Raw genomic sequence first — 18333 nt, forward strand, 5'->3', positions numbered from 1 at the left:
ATTTCTTAAATAATAAAAAAAAATGAGAGAACACTACGCGATGATATAGCCGCCACCGAAATAGCTATCCGCAGAGATAGCACTTTCGGTGAGGTTGAGTACCACTTGATCACTAAAATTCTTACTGTTCACCACTTGAATACGATGTGGTATATTTAACAATGAAGCTTCTAGTCGGAATGCTTCCGACAGCTGTTTCGGATTATATGAGGTATAATCCTTCGAACTAATTTCGACTTAGTCAATTCTGAACGATTTTATTATATCGCTAAATCTCATCCTTCTCAATCCATTTGGGAACCAGTGGCGCTTCATACTGTTGCATCTTCTCGATCAGCTCCTCAATCGTATCAGCCACCAATAACATCGCTCGATTTTCCTGCTTAAGAAGGCCCTCTTCGACCATGTGATCAATAAATTGAATGAGATGATTGTAAAATCCATTGATGTTTAACAAACCAACTGGCTTTTTATGTAAACCCAATTGAGCCCATGTAATCATTTCAAAAAGTTCTTCCAAGGTACCAAAACCACCCGGCAGCGCAATAACTCCTTCGGCATAATCACTCATAATCCGTTTACGATCGTGCATGGTATCTACAGTAATCAGTTTTGTTACCCCCCTATGCTCTCTTTCTTTCGAATTTAAAAAATCAGGAATGACACCTATTACCTCACCTCCCTGTGCAAGAGCTCCATTCGCAACAGCTCCCATTAGGCCAACCCTTCCACCACCATAAACCAAACGAATACCGTATTCAGCCAAAACCTTTCCCACATAGGAGGCTTGCTCTTCATACACGGCCGAATTCCCTAAACTGGAAGCACAAAAAATAACAATACTATTAACTTTCTTCATATACAAGTATAGTTAAAAATAAACGGATCAGCTCTTTTTAATAAAAAAACAAACTCACTATCAATAATATACAAAAAAATACACGCATTATTTTCGCGCATAAATATAAATGTAAAAAAAACACTTAAAATAAATAACACATTTAATATCTTTGATTTACCGGTCTTTTTATACATAACGGCTAACCAGACAAGCTCATCAGATCTTGTTAATAACAAATGATAATTTCAGTCCATATGATCTTCAAAAACAAATTTTTGCACAGTGCTCTCTTAAGCTTATTTAGTCTGGCGCTATCTGCCCAAACAACTTCTCAATTGAATTATTTCGATTTAAGAGAAGTGAGGTTGTTACCTGGGATTTTTAAACATGCTGAAAATCTTGACATCAATTATTTATTGGAAATAGACCCGGACAGATTGCTGGCTCCCTTTTTACGCGAAGCCAATTTACCGCTAAAAAAAGACTCCTATACCAATTGGGAAAATACAGGATTAGATGGCCATATCGGAGGGCATTATCTATCTGCTCTCGCACATATGTATGCCGCTACAGGAGACCTTCGTATTAAGGAACGCCTAGATTATATGCTCAGCAACTTGAGACGTTGTCAGGAAGCAAATGGAAACGGCTACATAGGCGGAGTACCTGGGGGTAAAATTATTTGGACAGAGATTCAGCAAGGTAGAATCAACGCCGGTAGCTTTAACCTGAATGGAAAATGGGTGCCGCTATATAATATACACAAAACCTATGCTGGCCTGCGAGACGCCTACTTGTTGACAGGCAATGAATCTGCAAAAGACATGCTGATTCAAATGACTGATTGGGCGCTTAAGTTGGTCGCTCAACTTTCAGATGCTCAAATACAGGAAATGTTACGAAGTGAACATGGCGGACTGAACGAAACTTTTGCTGATGTTGCTGCAATTACCCAAGATCAGACTTATCTCGAGTTGGCTCGTAAATTCAGTCATCAATCCATACTTGAGCCTTTATTAGCGCATGAAGATCATTTAACAGGATTGCATGCAAATACACAAATTCCAAAAGTTCTCGGTTTTAAACGCATCGCTGACCTTTCTCACAACGAAAAATGGGCGGAGGCTGTTCGCTACTTTTGGGACAATGTCGTTGAGCAGCGCTCGATTGCTATTGGAGGAAATAGTGTAAGTGAACATTTTAACCCAACGGAAGATTTTTCAAAAATGCTCTATAGCATTGAGGGACCAGAAACTTGCAATACCTACAATATGTTACGGCTCACAAAAATGCTCTATCAGACCGATCCGCAAGGGAAATACCTCGATTTTTATGAACGTGCTCTTTACAACCATATCTTATCGACACAACACCCCGAACATGGTGGATTAGTCTATTTCACGCAAATTCGTCCGGGGCATTATCGTGTTTATTCTCAAGCGCAGACAAGTATGTGGTGCTGCGTCGGATCAGGGATGGAAAATCACGCCAAATATGGTGAAATGATCTACGCATACCGCAACAATGACCTATTTGTCAATCTATTTATTCCTTCACGCCTGGACTGGAAGGAGAAAAATATGGAAGTTATTCAAGAAACGAACTTCCCGACAGAAGCCAAAACAAGCATACGAATGAACCCTAAAAAACCGACGTCATTCAGCTTGTTTATTCGTAAACCCAGCTGGCTCACCACAGCTCCCCATGTGTTGATCAATGGAAAGCCTTACCGCAATTTCAGTTCCACAAATGAGCATATCCAGATCAAACGTACATGGCGAAAGGGCGATATCGTCAGCCTTCAATTACCCATGGGGGATACATACTGAGCAGTTGCCTGATAAAAGCAATTATTATAGTATTTTATATGGACCTCTTGTTTTGGGAGCCCGAACTGGACAGGAAGATCTTTTGGGACTTCGAGCCGACGACAGCCGAATGGGGCACATTGCTTCTGGAAAACAAATCCCTTTACGTGATCTCCCGATTCTTCAAGCAGAACCGAACAATATTCCGGCACTTGTAAAACCAATAGCGTCAAAGCCCTTACACTTTACACTCTCAAATCTCTATTTGGGAAAAAAAGATATTCAAATGGAACTAGAACCCTTTTTCGGTATTCATGATTCCCGTTATATGATCTATTGGCCTCAAGCAACGCAGAAAGAATTACTGGCATTACAGGACAAAATGCGCCGCGATGAAGTGGAAAGCTTAGCGCTAGCGGCCAAAACGGTCGATAAAGTAGTCGCTGGGGAGCAACAACCAGAATCAGATCACTTTTTTCGCGAGCAAAATAGCAATGCTGGGGCATTCGGTGATACACGCTGGCGCGATACAAAAGGCTGGTTCAGTTATGTGATGAAAATAACGCCAGAGACCCAACTGGTCGCGATCAAATTGCTGGCAGACAACTCATCCAGGGTAACTGAGGTAATGATCGATGGTAAAACCATCAGTATATTGGAAGACAAGGATGAGAGATCCACCATGAAAACAATACATATACAGCTTCCCATGGAGAGTGCAGGTAAAACCAAAATAGAACTGAAAATTAAGGCCGGGGCAGGATTTACAAGTCACAAGATCCTAGAAATAAGAACTCTTCGTCCTGACTAATGGATCTGGGAGATAGCTTCCATTAGTCAGGCGTGATTCACTTAGCCTAGATAATTCAGTTCATCAAAAGTGATTCAGTTCGTCAGAAGAGCGCTTAATTTATTTTCCGATTAAAACAACGGCGCCTTCAGGTTGCAACGTCAATTTGATGGACTTTGTTTTAGAAAGTCGAATCTGCTTCTGTTTTGACTCCCGGGCAATGTTATCGTCGATTAGCTGTACCGCATCTGTACTCAACATGGGCAAATTCACCGATACAGTTTTTTCTTTGCCCTCGGCATTTATCCCCGCTATATACCATGTATCATTCTTTCTCCGGGCAAGTATGACATATTTACCTGGATAACCATCAATAAAAACAGTCTCATCCCAGGTAGTTGGTACCTGCTTCATAAAATTAATCACATGGGTTGGCATTTCCTGTAAATTATTGGGTGTCAATCCAAAATTTTGTACCGGAGTCTGAAATAAAATCGCCGTTGCCAATTGAAATGTTTCTGTCGTTTTGCGGATAGTACCGCCGCTATTCTCGCGGTTATGACGTTTGTTCAGCAAAACCGGGCCAAAATCCATTGCCGCCACGGCATTCCGAATAAAGGGATGTAAAGTCGCATTAAAAGCCTCCGTATCATTTGCATGTTGTGTGAAAATCAAATTTTCAGAGGCTAATACGGCTTCACTGCCCACGAAATTCGGATACATGCGCTCCCAACCACGCGGTAAAGTACATCCATGAAATATAACGGTTAATCCATAATCATTTGCATCCGAAAGAATATCTTCGTAAAGCTTCAGTGTTTCTTGTTTATCGCCTCCAAAAAAGTCGACTTTGATTCCTTTAATGCCCACATGCTGCATCCATTGCATCTCGGCTTTACGTGCAATCGAAGTATTCATTTTATTTTTTGGCGTCTGAGGTGCGTCGTTCCAGAATCCGTTCGAATTGTACCACAGACAAATACCTACGCCCCGCTCCTTCCCATAAGCCACCAATTGTTCAATTTTCTCATGGCCGATCTTTGTATCCCACCAATTGTCGATCAATACAAATTCATACCCCATTGAAGCCGAAAGGTCAATGAACTTCTTCTGGTCTTCAAAATTAATACTGCCGTCCTGCCATTCCAACCAGCTCCATGTCGCCCGTCCGAATTCGTATTTCTTCGATGCCGGATACTGCGGTTCAACAACATCAAACGGAATGGTCGTTTCCACAATGGGTTTTAGGTTGCTTCCGACAGTCAGTGTGCGCCAAGGTGTATAACCGGGTAATGAAATTGTGGGAGCTGCACGTCCAATGCCATTGTTCTCCCCTTCCTCCGGAAAAGAAATGCTATAAAGGCCATCCTTCGTGCCTTCGCTTAACTTGGATGCGCAATATGCACTTGATACACCCGTTTCCGAAACAAGTACCCATCCCCGATCTCCAACATGAAAGAGCGCAGGAAAAGTATAGCCAACACCATACTTCGAAGGTACGCCTAGCGCCTGATCTGCCTGATACTCCTCTTCGTAACTTGGTTTTGTTTTCATCCAGCCTATCATGGGGGAAGCTTGGGCTGTTAAAAATGTTGTTGTAACGAGGGGAAATTTAAAGCCGCTATTCTCCTTTATCAATGCAAAGTTGGCCGGCTCGCCCACCTGAGGCACATAATATCGGAACGCTATATTGTTGTTGCTAACACGGAAAGTAACCTCGATCTGCTGCTTTGAAGTATTCTCCAACACATAACGCAATTCATTCGCTTTATACTGTACCTGACTGCGTTTGATTTTTGGCTCGATATAATTGGTCAAAATTTCACCTCTTTTTTCTGCTATAGGACGCAAATTATCGCTTAAATTTATCGTCTTGCTTTGAAGCCCAAGCGGTGAAGCTTCCAACATTGTCTTTCCTTCCAGTTCAACCTGATAAAATAGATGACCGTTTTTCAGATCCAATTTAACGGTCAAAGTTCCGTCCGGACTCGATACCGATGTCTGCTGTGCTGCGGCAATTGTCCCCAACAAAGATAGCATACATACCAAAGCATAACGTTTTACTGGTAAACGTTTAAAATAGCGCGTATAATTGTGATTTAACATAGATTAACTCAAATAGTCGGTTAGTTATTCTGTTAAAGATAAGGTTTTATTTTAATAAATGTACAAAAAACACTTATTACAGAATACGTATTTTATCAGGTTGCAATCGACTGCGTCAAATAGGAATCGTCGTCTAATCTGGGAAGGCGCAAACGCAGCTTTTCTTGTCCTATGAGAAGATATACCAAACAAAAATTCCTTATAATTGTAAAGAAATAGTGACATTTATTTTACGATCTTAAAACGTATTAAACTATGAATCTAATTATGAACATGATAGCACTTGCCAGCATAGCAACTGCTACCTTGGCTCCATCATCTGCCAAATCAGGGTCATTGCTCGAGCAAAAGGACCAAAACATTACGCTGATAGAAAAAAAACAGGCTTTAAAACACGATTATGTTGGAACCGACTCGCTATTGCAATATTTTAACCAAACAACTGCGGAGCTTGAAAAGCAGGTTGCGGGTTTAAGCGAAGCGCAGCTCCAATTTAAGCCAGCGCCCGACAAATGGTCGATCAGTCAATGCCTTGAGCATATTATTCGTTCAGAACGAATGATATTTGACATGGCAAAAAAGGGCCTGGATCAAGATCCACAACCTGAAAGGAGAAAAGAGATCAAGATGACCGACGACAATCTAAAAAATGCACTCACAGACAGAAGTCACAAATATCAGGCACCCAAGGAACTCCAACCAGAGGGAATTTATAAAAATGTGAACACCGCTTTGACTGATTTCAATGCCGCTCGCCAACCCGTGCTTGATTACATCAAAAAAGCTGATGCGGAAGATCTCAGAAATCACGTCAGCGATTCCCCAACTGGTCCAATTGATGGTTATCAAGCCCTGATGTTTATTGCTGCGCATTCTGCACGTCATACCAAACAGATCGCTGAAATAAAAGCCGATCCCAATTTTCCAAAACAATAGAAAGATGAAGAAATTAACTTATCAAATTAAGATCCATGCGCCTGTGCCGCGGGTTTTTAAAACAATGCTTGACAAAGAAACCTATAAACAATGGACCAGTGCATTCAATCCAAGTTCAGATTTCGAAGGCATCTGGGACAAGGGGCAAAAAATTCATTTTACAGGCGTCGATGAAAATGGTGAAAAAGGCGGAATAGTAGCAGAAATCGCCGAATACATTCCAAATTCATATGTGTCTATTCGGCATCTTGGTATCCTAGACAATGGCCAAGAAATTTTATCCGGACCAGCTGTCGAAGATTGGGCTGGAGCATTAGAAAATTATTCTTTTTCGGACATCGAAGGACAAACATTATTGAATGTAGATGTTGATACAAACGACGAATACATCGATTACTTTAATGAGGCTTGGCCAAATGCTTTGCAACGGCTAAAGGATATTAGCGAAAAGGAATAGGTGAAATACCCTGCATATTGAAGAGCTTTGCGAAATCAATGCGCAAGTCAGAAGCTTGTTGGCAAAAGTAAAAACGGCACCTAGATCTGGATGCCGTTTTTTTATCTTGCCGATGCTTTTTTTCGTTCGTTTACTTTTGTTTTTTGACCCGAATGTCAAATATATTGTAATACCGTAGCGTGCTATAGTCCTTCAGGCTCATAAAGTCATAGGTAAGTGGATAATTAAAGATATTTTCCGTCTGACTCACATAAAGGAGCATATCGCGGAGTGCTATTCCAATAGCCTTGGCTCCTTTCGGATACTGAATAAAACTGTTCTTGCCGCCGCCCCGATAGTAGATCAGCAGATTGCTGCAATCGAGGACTTTGGTATCTACATCATCCAGTGTTTTATTTTCCAGTATTTTGTCTATTGCCGTATTGAGGCCTGCCCGTGTTGAATCAGTTTCACCCATCAGAATCATATGGGTACCATAAGTCACCGAAGCAAGCACATAGGGAGAGTAACCTGCTTGGGTCAATACAGCTAACTCCGATTCCGGATAAGCATCAAAATACTCTGTGTGGTCAATATAAATTGTAAGCTTATTGACTTTGCCTATACGAAGCGTGCTGTTTTGCTTACTGATCGTCGTTGAGTCGGCATGTTTTACAAGGGATAATGCCTTTTTTACATCCTTCGAAATACCGAGAAATCCCTGTATTTCGGCGTAATCTCCAAAACTGCTCGAAGTAAAGTTCATACTACTTGCCTGTTTCGACTTTTCAAACTTATTGGCATAAGCAAGACCATTTTTATAGCTGGGCTCAAAGAATCCCATATCTACGGAGAAGTCATTGTAAGACAAGAAATGGAATTTTACTTTTTTCGCTTTTGCTTCCAGGCTTTCTAGCCGTGGGCCTTCAAGGGTGTCTTTGAGACTCCAAAGTCCGCCCAGGAAAACCTTTTCATCAATATTATCATCAGAGAAAAGCTCGCTCATCTGAAATTGTACTTTCCGAATTTCGTACTTATCAGGAGGAACAGTGGGCTCATTCTTGGTGGTATCTGAAGGTGCCACCTCTGGGGGCTCTACGTTTGGCTCGATGGGATCTTTTGTGCAACTTAGCCATATTAGTGCGCTAAGAAGAAGTAAAAAATTTCTAGTGTGCATATTGAAGTTCTTCAGTTCCAAATTCGGTTATCATTAAAAAAGGTTAGCTACGCTTTTTTATCTGATAAATTAAATATAATAATCTAAGATAATGTTTTTTTACATCAGTCCAACACGTACCATCCCGTTATAGCATATTTTTACAATTCAAATCAAAACGCTTCAACCTCGTTAAACGAAAAACAAGGTAATAACTTACGCGATAAGACTACCAGTAGTTGATCACAAATCATCAAAGCATACCCTTCCTAGCGTATTATAAGCGAAAAAGCGGGTTAAAGACTGAATTTTCTGCACACCAAAAAGACTTAACAGTCTAACCATTTAGGGCGAAAAAAAAGCGGGGTTTTCACCCCGCTTAAATTAATCGTTTGTAACAGCGCGAAAACGCCGAAACCTATCTGCCGGTTGAAACCAACAGGGATCGACTGCATTAAACACCCCAAAATGCCCTACATGCTTTAAAGAAAGATCCATAACCACCATTTGTATAGGTGTCTGAAGTATGTGTACCGACCAGTTGCGCCGTGTCATAATCATAAAAACTCAACACAAAAATACAGTGTGTCAATTTTCCTTCGCTTTCTTTGACCTCTTCGGTGACTTTCACGAGTGTATTCGTGTTAGGAAGACGGTAAGTCGTTGTCTTAGCATTGACATTTTCTTTCGGTGCCTTTTCCGTTGTCTTTGCAGAAGCGGCTGTAGATAGCAGTGCAACAGCCATCAAACTCATCATTAATTTTTTCATTGTTTCTATCTTTTTATTAAACTATAACATGCTTTTGAAGCAAGCCTTTATTTTATGGAAGTAAAAATAAAAACACCATTAATTAATTTTGCGGTTATTTATTATCTGTTGCAGTTCGTTCAATATTCGTGGTTTTTAGTCTATTATTCGCAATACAGCTAGGCTTATGGTATAGGTGAATGAAACTATTTAAATCTATGAGCTCTAAAATAGGTTCGTGCTAAACAATGAGTCAGCATACCATGGAGCAAGCATACAATCAAAAAGGTCGGGCTGGGGCATTATTGCTCATAAGACTAATCAGAGTAAAGTTCAAGGAATGATCAGCGAGGAATCTAGTACCGCCAAGGTATCCTGTCCTGACTACATCAACTATACTTCAACAATACTGGAACTATACTGGAAGTGGTAATCCAGCATCTATATATACCGTTATTTTACGTTTGTTCTTGACCTATTTTCTTAGGCAGCGGCTGCGTAAACCGTCCTATAGCTGTGCTATATTTATGAAATTTTTTCAGACGAGTTTAAGTTCTCAAAAATAGAAAAGTTAATGAACGTCTACATTGCTTGTTCTCGTATTTCCCATCAAAAAATCGAACTGTGCTCAATTGACCTCCAATGATCTGATTCACAATATTTTTTTGCATAAAAAAAGGAGACTACTATTTAATAGTGTCTCCTTAAGTGCCCAGGAGCAGATTCGAACTGCCACGCCCATGCGAGCGCCACCCCCTCAAGATGGTGCGTCTACCAATTTCGCCACCTGGGCTCATATTCACCTTTGGTATCACAAAAATAAAGATTTTTCGCTCTTTTACAAGTCGAAAATCGCTTTTTACAGCATTATTTTACTAAATTCCTATTGATCAAGGTTCTAATTACACCGTCGACAAGCCCAACCCTTGGAACAATGATTTGTTTTAGACGACCATGCTTCATAATCGTTAGAAAAATCTCACTCGCAGGAATAATGACATCGGCACGATCTTCGTTTAAACCCAATAAGATAATGCGTTCTTTCAAAGAAAATGAAGATAAATGCTCATACACGGCTTTTAATTTAGCATAGGATAATGGTTTATCCAATTTTTCATTGGAAAGGCGCGCAAGCTTATTAATATTGCCGCCAGTACCAATACCAACCACTTGCTTATACATATGCGTATTGCTACGTACCCATTCCCTCAGTTCATCCCAGGTTTCTGCCTTGTCCTGATTGTCGAGGATACGGATTGTGCCCAAGTTGAAGGACCTGGAATTAACCAAAACACCATTGGCAAATAACGATAATTCTGTACTACCCCCACCTACATCAATGTAAAGGTAAACTTTGTCCTTTTCCATCTTATTATCCCAATGGCTATTGTAAATAATCTCTGCCTCCTTTGCCCCTTCTATAATATCGATGTTGATACCGTTTTTCTTGACCTCCGCAACAATATCAGCGCCATTTCGTGCATCACGCATGGCCGAAGTCGCGCAGGCCATATAATCCTCCACGTTATAAACATCCATCAACTCCCGAAAGGCCTTCATCGTTTTAACCAAACTCTCGGCTTTCCTAGGTGAAATTTCCTGATGAATAAACGCATCATCCCCCAAACGAAGTGGAACACGTAACAGTGTATTTTTCTTAAAATTATATTGGTCTTTCTGTCCAATAATGTCAGCTATCAAAAGACGGACTGCATTGGAACCTATATCTATTGCGGCGTATCTCACTTTATATACGATTTCATTAAATTACGCTAAAATAAACACAGTTATTAAAAACTGTGTTATATAAATGTTAAGTTATCATTAATTTAACAAATAACAAACGATTATTCCAGGGAATTCTTGTGTACACAACACTGATATGTCTTACAATAACTAAAATTTCCATTTTATCAAGAATACAAACTCATTTCCTGCCAAAATCATCTCGCTGGCAATCAACTGAGTCGGAATACAGATAGCACATCCTATCGAAACTCAGTACCTATCACAATTCCATGCAGAAAATCTAGTATTGTCAACAAAAAAATCATAAAAAAAGGAATATTCATCTTAATGAATACTCCTTTCCTTTTATTTATCTTATTTCTTAGTGATGGTGTTCTTCAACTTTACCGCCAGCTAATTTGTAGATCTCTTCCACTTTTTTCAAAGACTCCTCCGAAAGGTGAATAACATCCTTGTTTGTATTGTGCTCTTCATGAGACAATCTAGTATTGATCTCACCTTGTTTTTCAACCACTAGCGCTAAAAATGCTTTATCATTGAATGCCGCTGTACTGTCCGAACCAATTGAAGCAGGAACTTGAAATGCAGGCACGCCACGTTGCGCATCGCCAACATGCAATTCTTTTGCTAAATTGTCCAATTCTGGTAACACTGTTGCGTAAGCTTCTTTAATCTTTGCAGCTACATTTTTCACCTCTGCTGAGGTAGATTGTTTTGCAGCTACATCAGCAAGATTTACCAAGTAGTTTCCATTTTCGCCAACGAATTTAATCATTGCAAAGGCATCACCATCCGCTAAGGATGCATTAGAGTATTGACGCTGTCTATCTGCAGCTGTTTGACCACAAGATGCAAATAATGTACCCGCACAAGCCGCAACAATAAATAACTTATTAATCTTCATATCAATTTTGTTAACTATACAAAAGTAGATAAAATATATGTTCTCCGAAACCCTATCCGTGAAAAGAAAGAAAAATTACGCAACATTTCTTCCGGCATTCACCACGCCAAAGATTGTACGCGCTATTAATTTCGAATAATCTTCACGTTGTGCATCAGTCAGCTGATCCGAATTCAATGCACGAATCGCAAAATGCTGTATAACCAATAACGGTAATACAATTCCCTCGCGCGCTAAAATAGACTCACGATCCACAGGATAGTTTTCCATCAATTTTGAGGTTCCGCTCAGCTTTAACAGATATTCTTTTGTTATTTGGTACTCGGCATACAAAGTTTTCCAAAAGTCACCATAAATAGGATCATCTTTCATGTATGCTGTAATATCAAAGTTGGACTTTGTCATCGACATCATACAATTGTCGATCAATGTTTGGAAAAATCCAGATGACACATACAATTGCTGCACGTCTTTCCAAAGGTTATTTTTTTCAGCCCATTGCAATGCTGTTCCGACACCATAAAACCCAGGAATATTTTGTTTCAGCTGGCTCCATGAAGTTACAAAACTAATCGCCCGCAAATCTTCCAATCGCAATTCGCGGCCTGAGTTACGTTTTACAGGTCTACTTGAAATATTGATCGACGATAGCGCTTTCAATGGCGACATCGTTTCCAGATAAGGTAAAAACAATTCATTCGTCCGTAGATCCATAAACTTATGATGACTTAGCTCAGCCAGCTTATCAATGATCTCCTGTTGATGTTTGGTTAAGGTATCGCCTACGCGTTGTTTCAAATCTGAAATAATTCCAGCGTGCAACAATTGCTCTATATTAAATCGTGCCGTATCTAAAGAACCATACTGACTACTGATTGTTTGTCCTTGAATCGTCAATTGAATATGATCGTTGGCAATCTCTTTACCCATCGATGCATAAAAACGCTGTGTCTTACCACCGCCACGTGCCGGAGGTCCACCACGACCGTCAAAAAACACCAAATCGACATCGTACTCGCGAGATATCGCCGTAAGTTCGATTTTTGCACGATAAATCGACCAGTTCGCCATCAAGTATCCACCGTCTTTGGTACTATCTGAATAGCCCAACATAATGGTCTGTTTGTTTCCTCTACGCTTCAAATGCGCTTTATACTCCTTGTTACTATACAAGGTTTTCATCACATCTGCTGCTCTCGTCAAATCATCAACGGTCTCAAACAAGGGTACAAAATCGATCGTTAAAGCATCCTTCTTCCATCCAGACCATAAAAATAATTGACGCAGTCCCAAAATATCACTTGCCTGTTGGCAATTGCTGATGATAAAGCGTTGCGCAGCTCGCTCAGAACCGGAACGTTGAATCTCCTTTAACAATTTGATCACACCAGATGTATCTTTCGTCAACGGATCTGCATCTTCTCCCACCGTTAAGTCAAGTTCTTTGAATTTTAATGCTTTTTGCTTATCATTTTCACTGAGCTCCAGATAATCCAATGGCATTCCAGTCTTTTCCTGATTGTGCTGAATCAGATAATTGGTAGCCTCACGTAATATCCGACTGTCTTGTCTGATATCCAATGTGGTAAAGAAACAACCAAAAGTCATCACTTTGCGGAGTAAGTCATCAACGATTTCTACAAAAAGTCCATTGTGATATTCCTCCAAAACATTTTTGATTGCTTTCAGATTTGTGATAATATTATCAGTTTCGTCTGCTGGATGTTCGACTGGATTAAAACTGTTTTCGTAGAACAATGTTTGGAGATTTTCCATATATTCCTCTACACCTCTAAATGTGATGCGCCGTCTAACAATACGAAAATCCCTATAGTAACATCTAAACAAAATGGTACGTAGCAATGCGGCAACTTTCTTGGTGCTATCAACACTTACGTTGGGATTACCATCACGGTCACCTCCAGGCCAAAAGCCCAGTTCAATCAATTGTTTGACTTCTTCGGTATCCACGTCCAATTCATCATCAATAAAAGACTGAATTTCCGATGCTACTTTATAAAATACGTTTTCCAAAAACCAAGCTAAGCTCGCAGCCTCATCAACTGGAGTCGGTTTATTTTTATTGATGAAAGGCGTTTTACCCAGTTGCTGTAGCAATAAATGTATACTATGGATATCATTGGTCTTGATTGCATCGATCAGGTCGTTGATAATACCCAATACTGGTCCCGGATAGAATTGCGTAGGATGTGCAGTCAACACAAGACGTACAGAAAAATCCTTCAATTTTGACACGATCTTACGGCGCATATCTTCGCTGCCCTCGGCATTTTTTATTAATGCCCCCAAGACATTTTCGTCATCGCCACGGCCCACCATCTGAAAGGATGAGTCTTCGATCGCATCAAATAAAACAACCTGACGCTCTATATATTGAACAAATCGAAACAACAAATCAATTCGTTGTTCTTCCGAAGAAAATTCCTCATGCTGATCGAAGAAACTTTTTATGATCTCATCAGGAGTTAAATGCTGATCCACACCCTTTTCACATTGCTTTGCAAAAAATGGTAATAAAGTACCTGTATCTTTAACACGTTGAAATGGCAATGTTAAAAACAAACTTTTGAAAAGCTCAAAGCGTGTCAATACCTCGTCCTGAAAGACGGCTTCATTTTTACTTTGCTTCATATTTAAATCTTTGAAAGTGGTCAAGAGAGTTTAGGTGACTCTTGAAAATTTGTAATGTCTCTGAAATAACCCTATGGTTCCAAATATAACAATATTATAGCTAAACAAATAAAAAAATATAAATTAATCAAAAAAACAATTGAAATATTATAAACATACTAACAAATTTTAGTAAATTTTCATTTTTAACACATTAATGCAATGCAGTATAGCAACGAAGACCTTGAGAACCTGATCCTGTTAAGCCCCGCTACAAAATGAACCATCCCTGATCTGACAGGAACGGAACAGCTATCTCGCTTTCATCCGTACTAAAAAGGGCAAACATAGCCGAACAATTGTTTTTAATATGAAAAGCAATTTATCTAAGTTTGTACTATACATTATGAAACAGACACAAGAAATAAAAAGTTTTTTCTATAGCCAATATTTTGCGGATGGACTCCGAATTACCATCGGATGTATTGTGCCTGTCCTAATCTTTGCAACTATCGGGCAATTTACCAATGGAACCATTGTTTCCCTGGGAGCGCTCTTGGTAGGTCTCTCCGATACGCCCGGAGCACCTAGCCATAGAAGGAAAGGCATGATTGCGGGTGCGATTTTGACTACGTTAACTTTTATTTTAACCAATATAGTTAATCAAAATGTCTATCTACTGGCGATTTTTATCGGCGTAGCCTGCTTTATATTTGCCATGTTTGCAGTATTCAATAGCAGGGCCGCCAACGTAGGCCTTATGTGTATTCTGATGATGTTGATCCATGTGCAGATTCACTATCCTCTTGCTGAAGCCATCAACTATTTAGGCTTCTATACATTAGGTGGTCTATGGTATATCGCCATTAGTCTTTCCATCACCCAGGCACGCCCTTACAGGCTCGCCGAACAGGAGCTATCCGAAACAATTCGCTATGTGGCTGATTACATCCGGCTGAAAGCTAATTTTTACGATGCTAAAATTGATAATGATAAAAACTACCTCAAACTGATCGACAAACAAGTTGAAGTCAATCAGCATCAGGAAAACCTACGGGATGTATTGTTTCAAAGTAAACGATCAATTAAAGACACCACAAAGGTGGGACGTTATCTAACCCTCGTCTTCAACGATATTGTCGATCTCTTTGAGCAAAGTATGGCGGCACACTATGATTACAACACCATCAGCGAACGCTTTGGTCCTACCGGAATCTTGGAAGATTTCAAAAACGTGATCCTAAAATATACCAATGAGCTTGACAATTTGGCTTATCAGCTCAATACCAATACACAGCCAAAACCACTGTACGATTTCGATTCGGATCTCAGTCGCCTTCACACTAAAATCGATCAGCTGGATAAAAATCAAGAGTATAGCACCTTTGCTTTACGCAAAGTGTTGATCAATTTGCGTGATTTGGTTCGCCGAATCAAAAATATCTATGGTTACTCGCATCTACAACCGGACGATGTCAAACGAAAAGAAATTGACGACGCAAAACGCTTTGTCCAAAGTTCTGCAATTGATTTCAAAAAGTTCCGCGAAAATCTTACCCTAAAATCCACCATCTTTCGACATGCGTGCCGCATGGCAATTGTCATGTCGGTCACTTATTACGTGTTTGAGGTCACCAATATCACAAATAATGTATATTGGATTCTCCTGACTATCATGGTTATCCTAAAGCCTGGCTTCGGGCTCACAAAGGAGAGGAATATCCAGCGTCTAATCGGTACAACGATCGGTGGACTCATCGGAGCCCTCATCCTGTTAACCATTCATGACCCAACGGTCCTTTTCGTTCTACTGGTATTCTTTTTTCTGACGGCATATAGCTTATTCCGGGTCAATTATGTCATTGCCGTACTTTTTATGACCCCTTATGTATTAATTATGCTGAGCTTCGTCAGCGCCAATACATTGGACGTCACCAAAGAACGCATACTGGACACCTTTATCGGCGGCATGATTGCATTCTTATCCAGTTATATTATTTTTCCAAATTGGGAAAGCATGCAAGTCAAGGAATCCATGCGAAAGCTACTGATAGCCAACTACAATTACATCTTTCAGGCATTGAAAGAAATTGCAGGCCAAGCGCCTTCCATCACCGACTACAAACTAACACGCAAGGCAGTCTATGTGGAAACAGCCAACATGGGTTCCACATTCCAACGTATGCTTACGGAACCCAAGAAACGTCAAAAATATAGTAAGGAAGTCAACAAATTCGTCATATTCAACCATATTCTAGCTTCTTTTTCGGTGACATTGATGAACCATCTCGACGAAATGGACAATAATTATATCAATAAGGACCATGTCCGGACAATTCGAAAAATATTAAGCTCCTTGGAGCAATCCATTCAGCTGCTGCATTCTGCCGATAGTGTCAATGCATTTGTTCCTTTGGCAATCGAAATTCCAAACAACCAATTTGATAATACAGATGTCAGTTCAGTTGATGGACAGTTATTGAGCGAACAGCTGGACTTTCTCAATAAAATTGCACAGGACCTCCATAAAATAGTTCAGGATCTTCACGCTAAAAGCACAGCAATGTCAGAAAATGAACTGCCTAAAGCTTTAAGCTGATTTATTCTTTAAAATTCTCGACATTTATACCATGAGCGATACGATAACACGGTACGACCTGATCATAGTTGGCGGCGGGCCAATTGGCTTAGCTTGCGCCTTAGAAGCCAAAGAAGCAAATTTAAACTACCTTATTCTCGAAAAGGGCTGTTTGGTCAACTCATTATATAATTACCCCCAAAATATGACCTTCTTCTCTTCCTCCGAAAGATTAGAAATAGGTGATATTCCATTTGTCACCACCAATCCCAAGCCAAAACGCATGGAGGCGCTGGAATATTACAGACGTATACAGCAAAAGTTCGCACTGGATACCCATCTTTTTGAAGAAGTACTGGAAATTAAGAAAGAGGACACGGAGTTTCTGGTCAGCAGTAGCAAAAGCATATACCTGAGCAAGAAAGTCATCATCGCCACGGGTTTTTATGACATACCGATGTTGCTCAATATCCCGGGCGAAGAACTTCCCAAAGTGAGGCATTACTACGACGATCCACATTATTATAGCAGCCAAAAGGTGATCGTTGTCGGCGCCAGTAATTCATCCATTGATGCCGCCCTTGAAACCTACCGAAAAGGAGCACAAGTTTCTTTGGTAATCCGCGGTAGCGAAATCAGCCGCCGGGTAAAATATTGGGTAAAACCTGATATTGAAAATCGAATTGCCGCGGGTGAAATCGATGTCTATTATAACAGCCACTTAACAGAAGTTACTCCAACTACTGCGCATATCCAAACCCCAGATGGTATGGTCGAACTCGATAATGATTTTGTACTGGCTTTAACCGGCTATCGCCCAAATTTTGATTTTTTGAAAAAGATCGGAATTGATATTCCCCAAGAAGCACCTTGCATTCCCAGCCATAATGAAGAAACAATGGAAACAAATATTGCCGGGATTTATTTGGCAGGTGTCGTTTGCGGTGGCTTAAATACCCACCTTTGGTTTATTGAAAATTCACGAATTCATGCCAAACAGATTATCGGACATATTCGCTCAACACTTACTTGAAGACTTGAAAACGTAAGCCATTTAAGAAGATTTTCATCATTTTCTTCTGTAAACTGAGAATATGATCGAATTCTTCTTTTGTTGGGAACAACATGTTTTTCATATCCTTTAATATGCCCATACGCATACCGAATAGTGAATACAAAAGAATCCGCGCAGTTTCATTGATATCTTCCACCTGTATCTCGCCGGCATCGATACCAATCTTGAGAATCTTCTCAATAATTTCTACCTCACGGAGATAAGACTCTTTGAAAACCTGTTCCAGCTCGTCCGGAAGCTCTTTGACCATCTTCATGGTGTATTCAAATAAATTATAATACTGATTGATGATCTTGACACGCATATCAATGGAGTACATCATAATCTCCTCAAAGTCTCCCCCTTTTCCAATGACATCCTCAAGGTCCTCGATCATTTTGTCGATGACATATTCGAAAACCGCAGAATATAAGCTATTCTTATCCGGAAAATAATAATACAGCAATGCTTTTGAAAAATTGAGATCCTTGGCTATTTCCGACATCGTTGTCTTAGCCATTCCAAAATGTGCAAAGCGCCTTGTCGCAGCTTCTAGAATTTTGATTCTTTTTACATCTGCATTACCCATTAAACTT

General features: G+C 40.0%; 15 protein-coding genes and 1 tRNA gene. 6 read left to right on the forward strand and 10 right to left on the reverse strand.

Translation table 11 applies throughout. From position 1 onward, the window contains the following. Nucleotides 1–33: 33 nt before the first annotated feature. Together B4Z47_RS10400 and B4Z47_RS10405 are read right to left on the reverse strand one after the other, a co-directional pair. On the reverse strand, nt 34–162 hold the full coding sequence (locus B4Z47_RS10400; RefSeq protein WP_286727312.1) for a hypothetical protein: 129 nt from the start codon (nt 160–162) through the stop codon (nt 34–36). A gap of 106 nt (nt 163–268) precedes the next feature. Beyond that, entirely contained in the window at nt 269–859 is a 591-nt protein-coding gene (locus B4Z47_RS10405) for a TIGR00730 family Rossman fold protein (RefSeq protein ID WP_070570493.1), read from the reverse strand. A 236-nt stretch (nt 860–1095) separates the two neighbouring features. On the opposite strand from B4Z47_RS10405, the gene B4Z47_RS10410 reads away from it, so the two are divergent. Both B4Z47_RS10410 and B4Z47_RS10415 read left to right on the forward strand, forming a co-directional pair. Beyond that, nucleotides 1096–2670: a glycoside hydrolase family 127 protein gene (locus tag B4Z47_RS10410; protein ID WP_201303498.1), complete on the forward strand. Its 1575-nt coding sequence runs from the start codon at nt 1096–1098 to the stop codon at nt 2668–2670. A gap of 4 nt (nt 2671–2674) precedes the next feature. Next, on the forward strand, nt 2675–3460 hold the full coding sequence (locus B4Z47_RS10415; protein WP_208641770.1) for a DUF6805 domain-containing protein: 786 nt from the start codon (nt 2675–2677) through the stop codon (nt 3458–3460). 99 nt (nt 3461–3559) lie between these two features. Here the strand turns inward: B4Z47_RS10415 and B4Z47_RS10420 are convergent, their stop codons facing one another. Then, nucleotides 3560–5545, reverse strand: a complete 1986-nt coding sequence (locus tag B4Z47_RS10420; protein WP_083296137.1) for a glycoside hydrolase family 97 protein — start codon at nt 5543–5545, stop codon at nt 3560–3562. 267 nt (nt 5546–5812) lie between these two features. On the opposite strand from B4Z47_RS10420, the gene B4Z47_RS10425 reads away from it, so the two are divergent. Together B4Z47_RS10425 and B4Z47_RS10430 are read left to right on the forward strand one after the other, a co-directional pair. Then, a complete protein-coding gene (locus tag B4Z47_RS10425; RefSeq protein WP_070570487.1) occupies nt 5813–6481 on the forward strand; it encodes a DinB family protein in 669 nt (222 codons plus the stop codon). 4 nt (nt 6482–6485) lie between these two features. Further along, nucleotides 6486–6938 carry an SRPBCC family protein gene (locus B4Z47_RS10430; RefSeq protein ID WP_115047829.1) on the forward strand — a complete coding sequence of 151 codons (453 nt, stop codon included), beginning with the start codon at nt 6486–6488 and terminating at the stop codon, nt 6936–6938. Between the two features lie 130 nt (nt 6939–7068). Here B4Z47_RS10430 and B4Z47_RS10435 read toward each other — a convergent pair whose 3' ends face one another. The 6 genes from B4Z47_RS10435 to B4Z47_RS10460 form a co-directional block, all read right to left on the reverse strand. Then, nucleotides 7069–8094: a hypothetical protein gene (locus B4Z47_RS10435; RefSeq protein WP_115047827.1), complete on the reverse strand. Its 1026-nt coding sequence runs from the start codon at nt 8092–8094 to the stop codon at nt 7069–7071. Between the two features lie 433 nt (nt 8095–8527). Then, a complete protein-coding gene (locus B4Z47_RS10440; protein WP_115047825.1) occupies nt 8528–8842 on the reverse strand; it encodes a hypothetical protein in 315 nt (104 codons plus the stop codon). 688 nt (nt 8843–9530) lie between these two features. After that, a tRNA-Leu gene (locus B4Z47_RS10445) sits at nt 9531–9614 on the reverse strand. A gap of 74 nt (nt 9615–9688) precedes the next feature. Further along, nucleotides 9689–10567 (reverse strand): exopolyphosphatase, encoded by an 879-nt coding sequence (locus B4Z47_RS10450; RefSeq protein ID WP_115047823.1) that lies wholly within the window; start codon nt 10565–10567, stop codon nt 9689–9691. A gap of 364 nt (nt 10568–10931) precedes the next feature. Further along, the gene (locus tag B4Z47_RS10455) at nt 10932–11474 is read right to left on the reverse strand and encodes a hypothetical protein (protein ID WP_070570475.1); all 543 of its coding nucleotides are present in this window, start codon (nt 11472–11474) and stop codon (nt 10932–10934) included. Between the two features lie 75 nt (nt 11475–11549). Continuing rightward, nucleotides 11550–14126 (reverse strand): phosphoenolpyruvate carboxylase, encoded by a 2577-nt coding sequence (locus B4Z47_RS10460; RefSeq protein ID WP_115047821.1) that lies wholly within the window; start codon nt 14124–14126, stop codon nt 11550–11552. Between the two features lie 385 nt (nt 14127–14511). Here B4Z47_RS10460 and B4Z47_RS10465 point away from each other — a divergent pair, with 385 nt between their 5' ends. Both B4Z47_RS10465 and B4Z47_RS10470 read left to right on the forward strand, forming a co-directional pair. Further along, nucleotides 14512–16704 (forward strand): FUSC family protein, encoded by a 2193-nt coding sequence (locus B4Z47_RS10465; protein WP_236560148.1) that lies wholly within the window; start codon nt 14512–14514, stop codon nt 16702–16704. Between the two features lie 31 nt (nt 16705–16735). Next, nucleotides 16736–17716 carry a YpdA family putative bacillithiol disulfide reductase gene (locus B4Z47_RS10470; RefSeq protein WP_115047819.1) on the forward strand — a complete coding sequence of 327 codons (981 nt, stop codon included), beginning with the start codon at nt 16736–16738 and terminating at the stop codon, nt 17714–17716. Here B4Z47_RS10470 and B4Z47_RS10475 read toward each other — a convergent pair. Further along, nucleotides 17709–18326: a TetR/AcrR family transcriptional regulator gene (locus B4Z47_RS10475; protein WP_112374184.1), complete on the reverse strand. Its 618-nt coding sequence runs from the start codon at nt 18324–18326 to the stop codon at nt 17709–17711. The two genes, B4Z47_RS10470 and B4Z47_RS10475, sit on opposite strands and share 8 nt — an antisense overlap. Between the last annotated feature and the right edge of the window lie 7 nt (nt 18327–18333).

The sequence above is a fragment of the Sphingobacterium sp. UBA2610 genome, assembly GCF_002339225.1.
Classification (GTDB): domain Bacteria; phylum Bacteroidota; class Bacteroidia; order Sphingobacteriales; family Sphingobacteriaceae; genus Sphingobacterium; species Sphingobacterium multivorum.

Bases quoted from the DNA above. Each gene is read 5' to 3' on its own strand.
- B4Z47_RS10405 (WP_070570493.1), bottom strand. From the start codon at position 859: ATGAAGAAAGTTAATAGTATTGTTATTTTTTGTGCTTCCAGTTTAGGG.
- B4Z47_RS10410 (WP_201303498.1), top strand. From the start codon at position 1,096: ATGATCTTCAAAAACAAATTTTTGCACAGTGCTCTCTTAAGCTTATTT.
- B4Z47_RS10420 (WP_083296137.1), bottom strand. From the start codon at position 5,545: ATGTTAAATCACAATTATACGCGCTATTTTAAACGTTTACCAGTAAAA.
- B4Z47_RS10425 (WP_070570487.1), top strand. From the start codon at position 5,813: ATGAACATGATAGCACTTGCCAGCATAGCAACTGCTACCTTGGCTCCA.
- B4Z47_RS10430 (WP_115047829.1), top strand. From the start codon at position 6,486: ATGAAGAAATTAACTTATCAAATTAAGATCCATGCGCCTGTGCCGCGG.
- B4Z47_RS10435 (WP_115047827.1), bottom strand. From the start codon at position 8,094: ATGCACACTAGAAATTTTTTACTTCTTCTTAGCGCACTAATATGGCTA.
- B4Z47_RS10440 (WP_115047825.1), bottom strand. From the start codon at position 8,842: ATGAAAAAATTAATGATGAGTTTGATGGCTGTTGCACTGCTATCTACA.
- B4Z47_RS10455 (WP_070570475.1), bottom strand. From the start codon at position 11,474: ATGAAGATTAATAAGTTATTTATTGTTGCGGCTTGTGCGGGTACATTA.
- B4Z47_RS10460 (WP_115047821.1), bottom strand. From the start codon at position 14,126: ATGAAGCAAAGTAAAAATGAAGCCGTCTTTCAGGACGAGGTATTGACA.
- B4Z47_RS10465 (WP_236560148.1), top strand. From the start codon at position 14,512: ATGAAACAGACACAAGAAATAAAAAGTTTTTTCTATAGCCAATATTTT.
- B4Z47_RS10470 (WP_115047819.1), top strand. From the start codon at position 16,736: ATGAGCGATACGATAACACGGTACGACCTGATCATAGTTGGCGGCGGG.
- B4Z47_RS10475 (WP_112374184.1), bottom strand. From the start codon at position 18,326: ATGGGTAATGCAGATGTAAAAAGAATCAAAATTCTAGAAGCTGCGACA.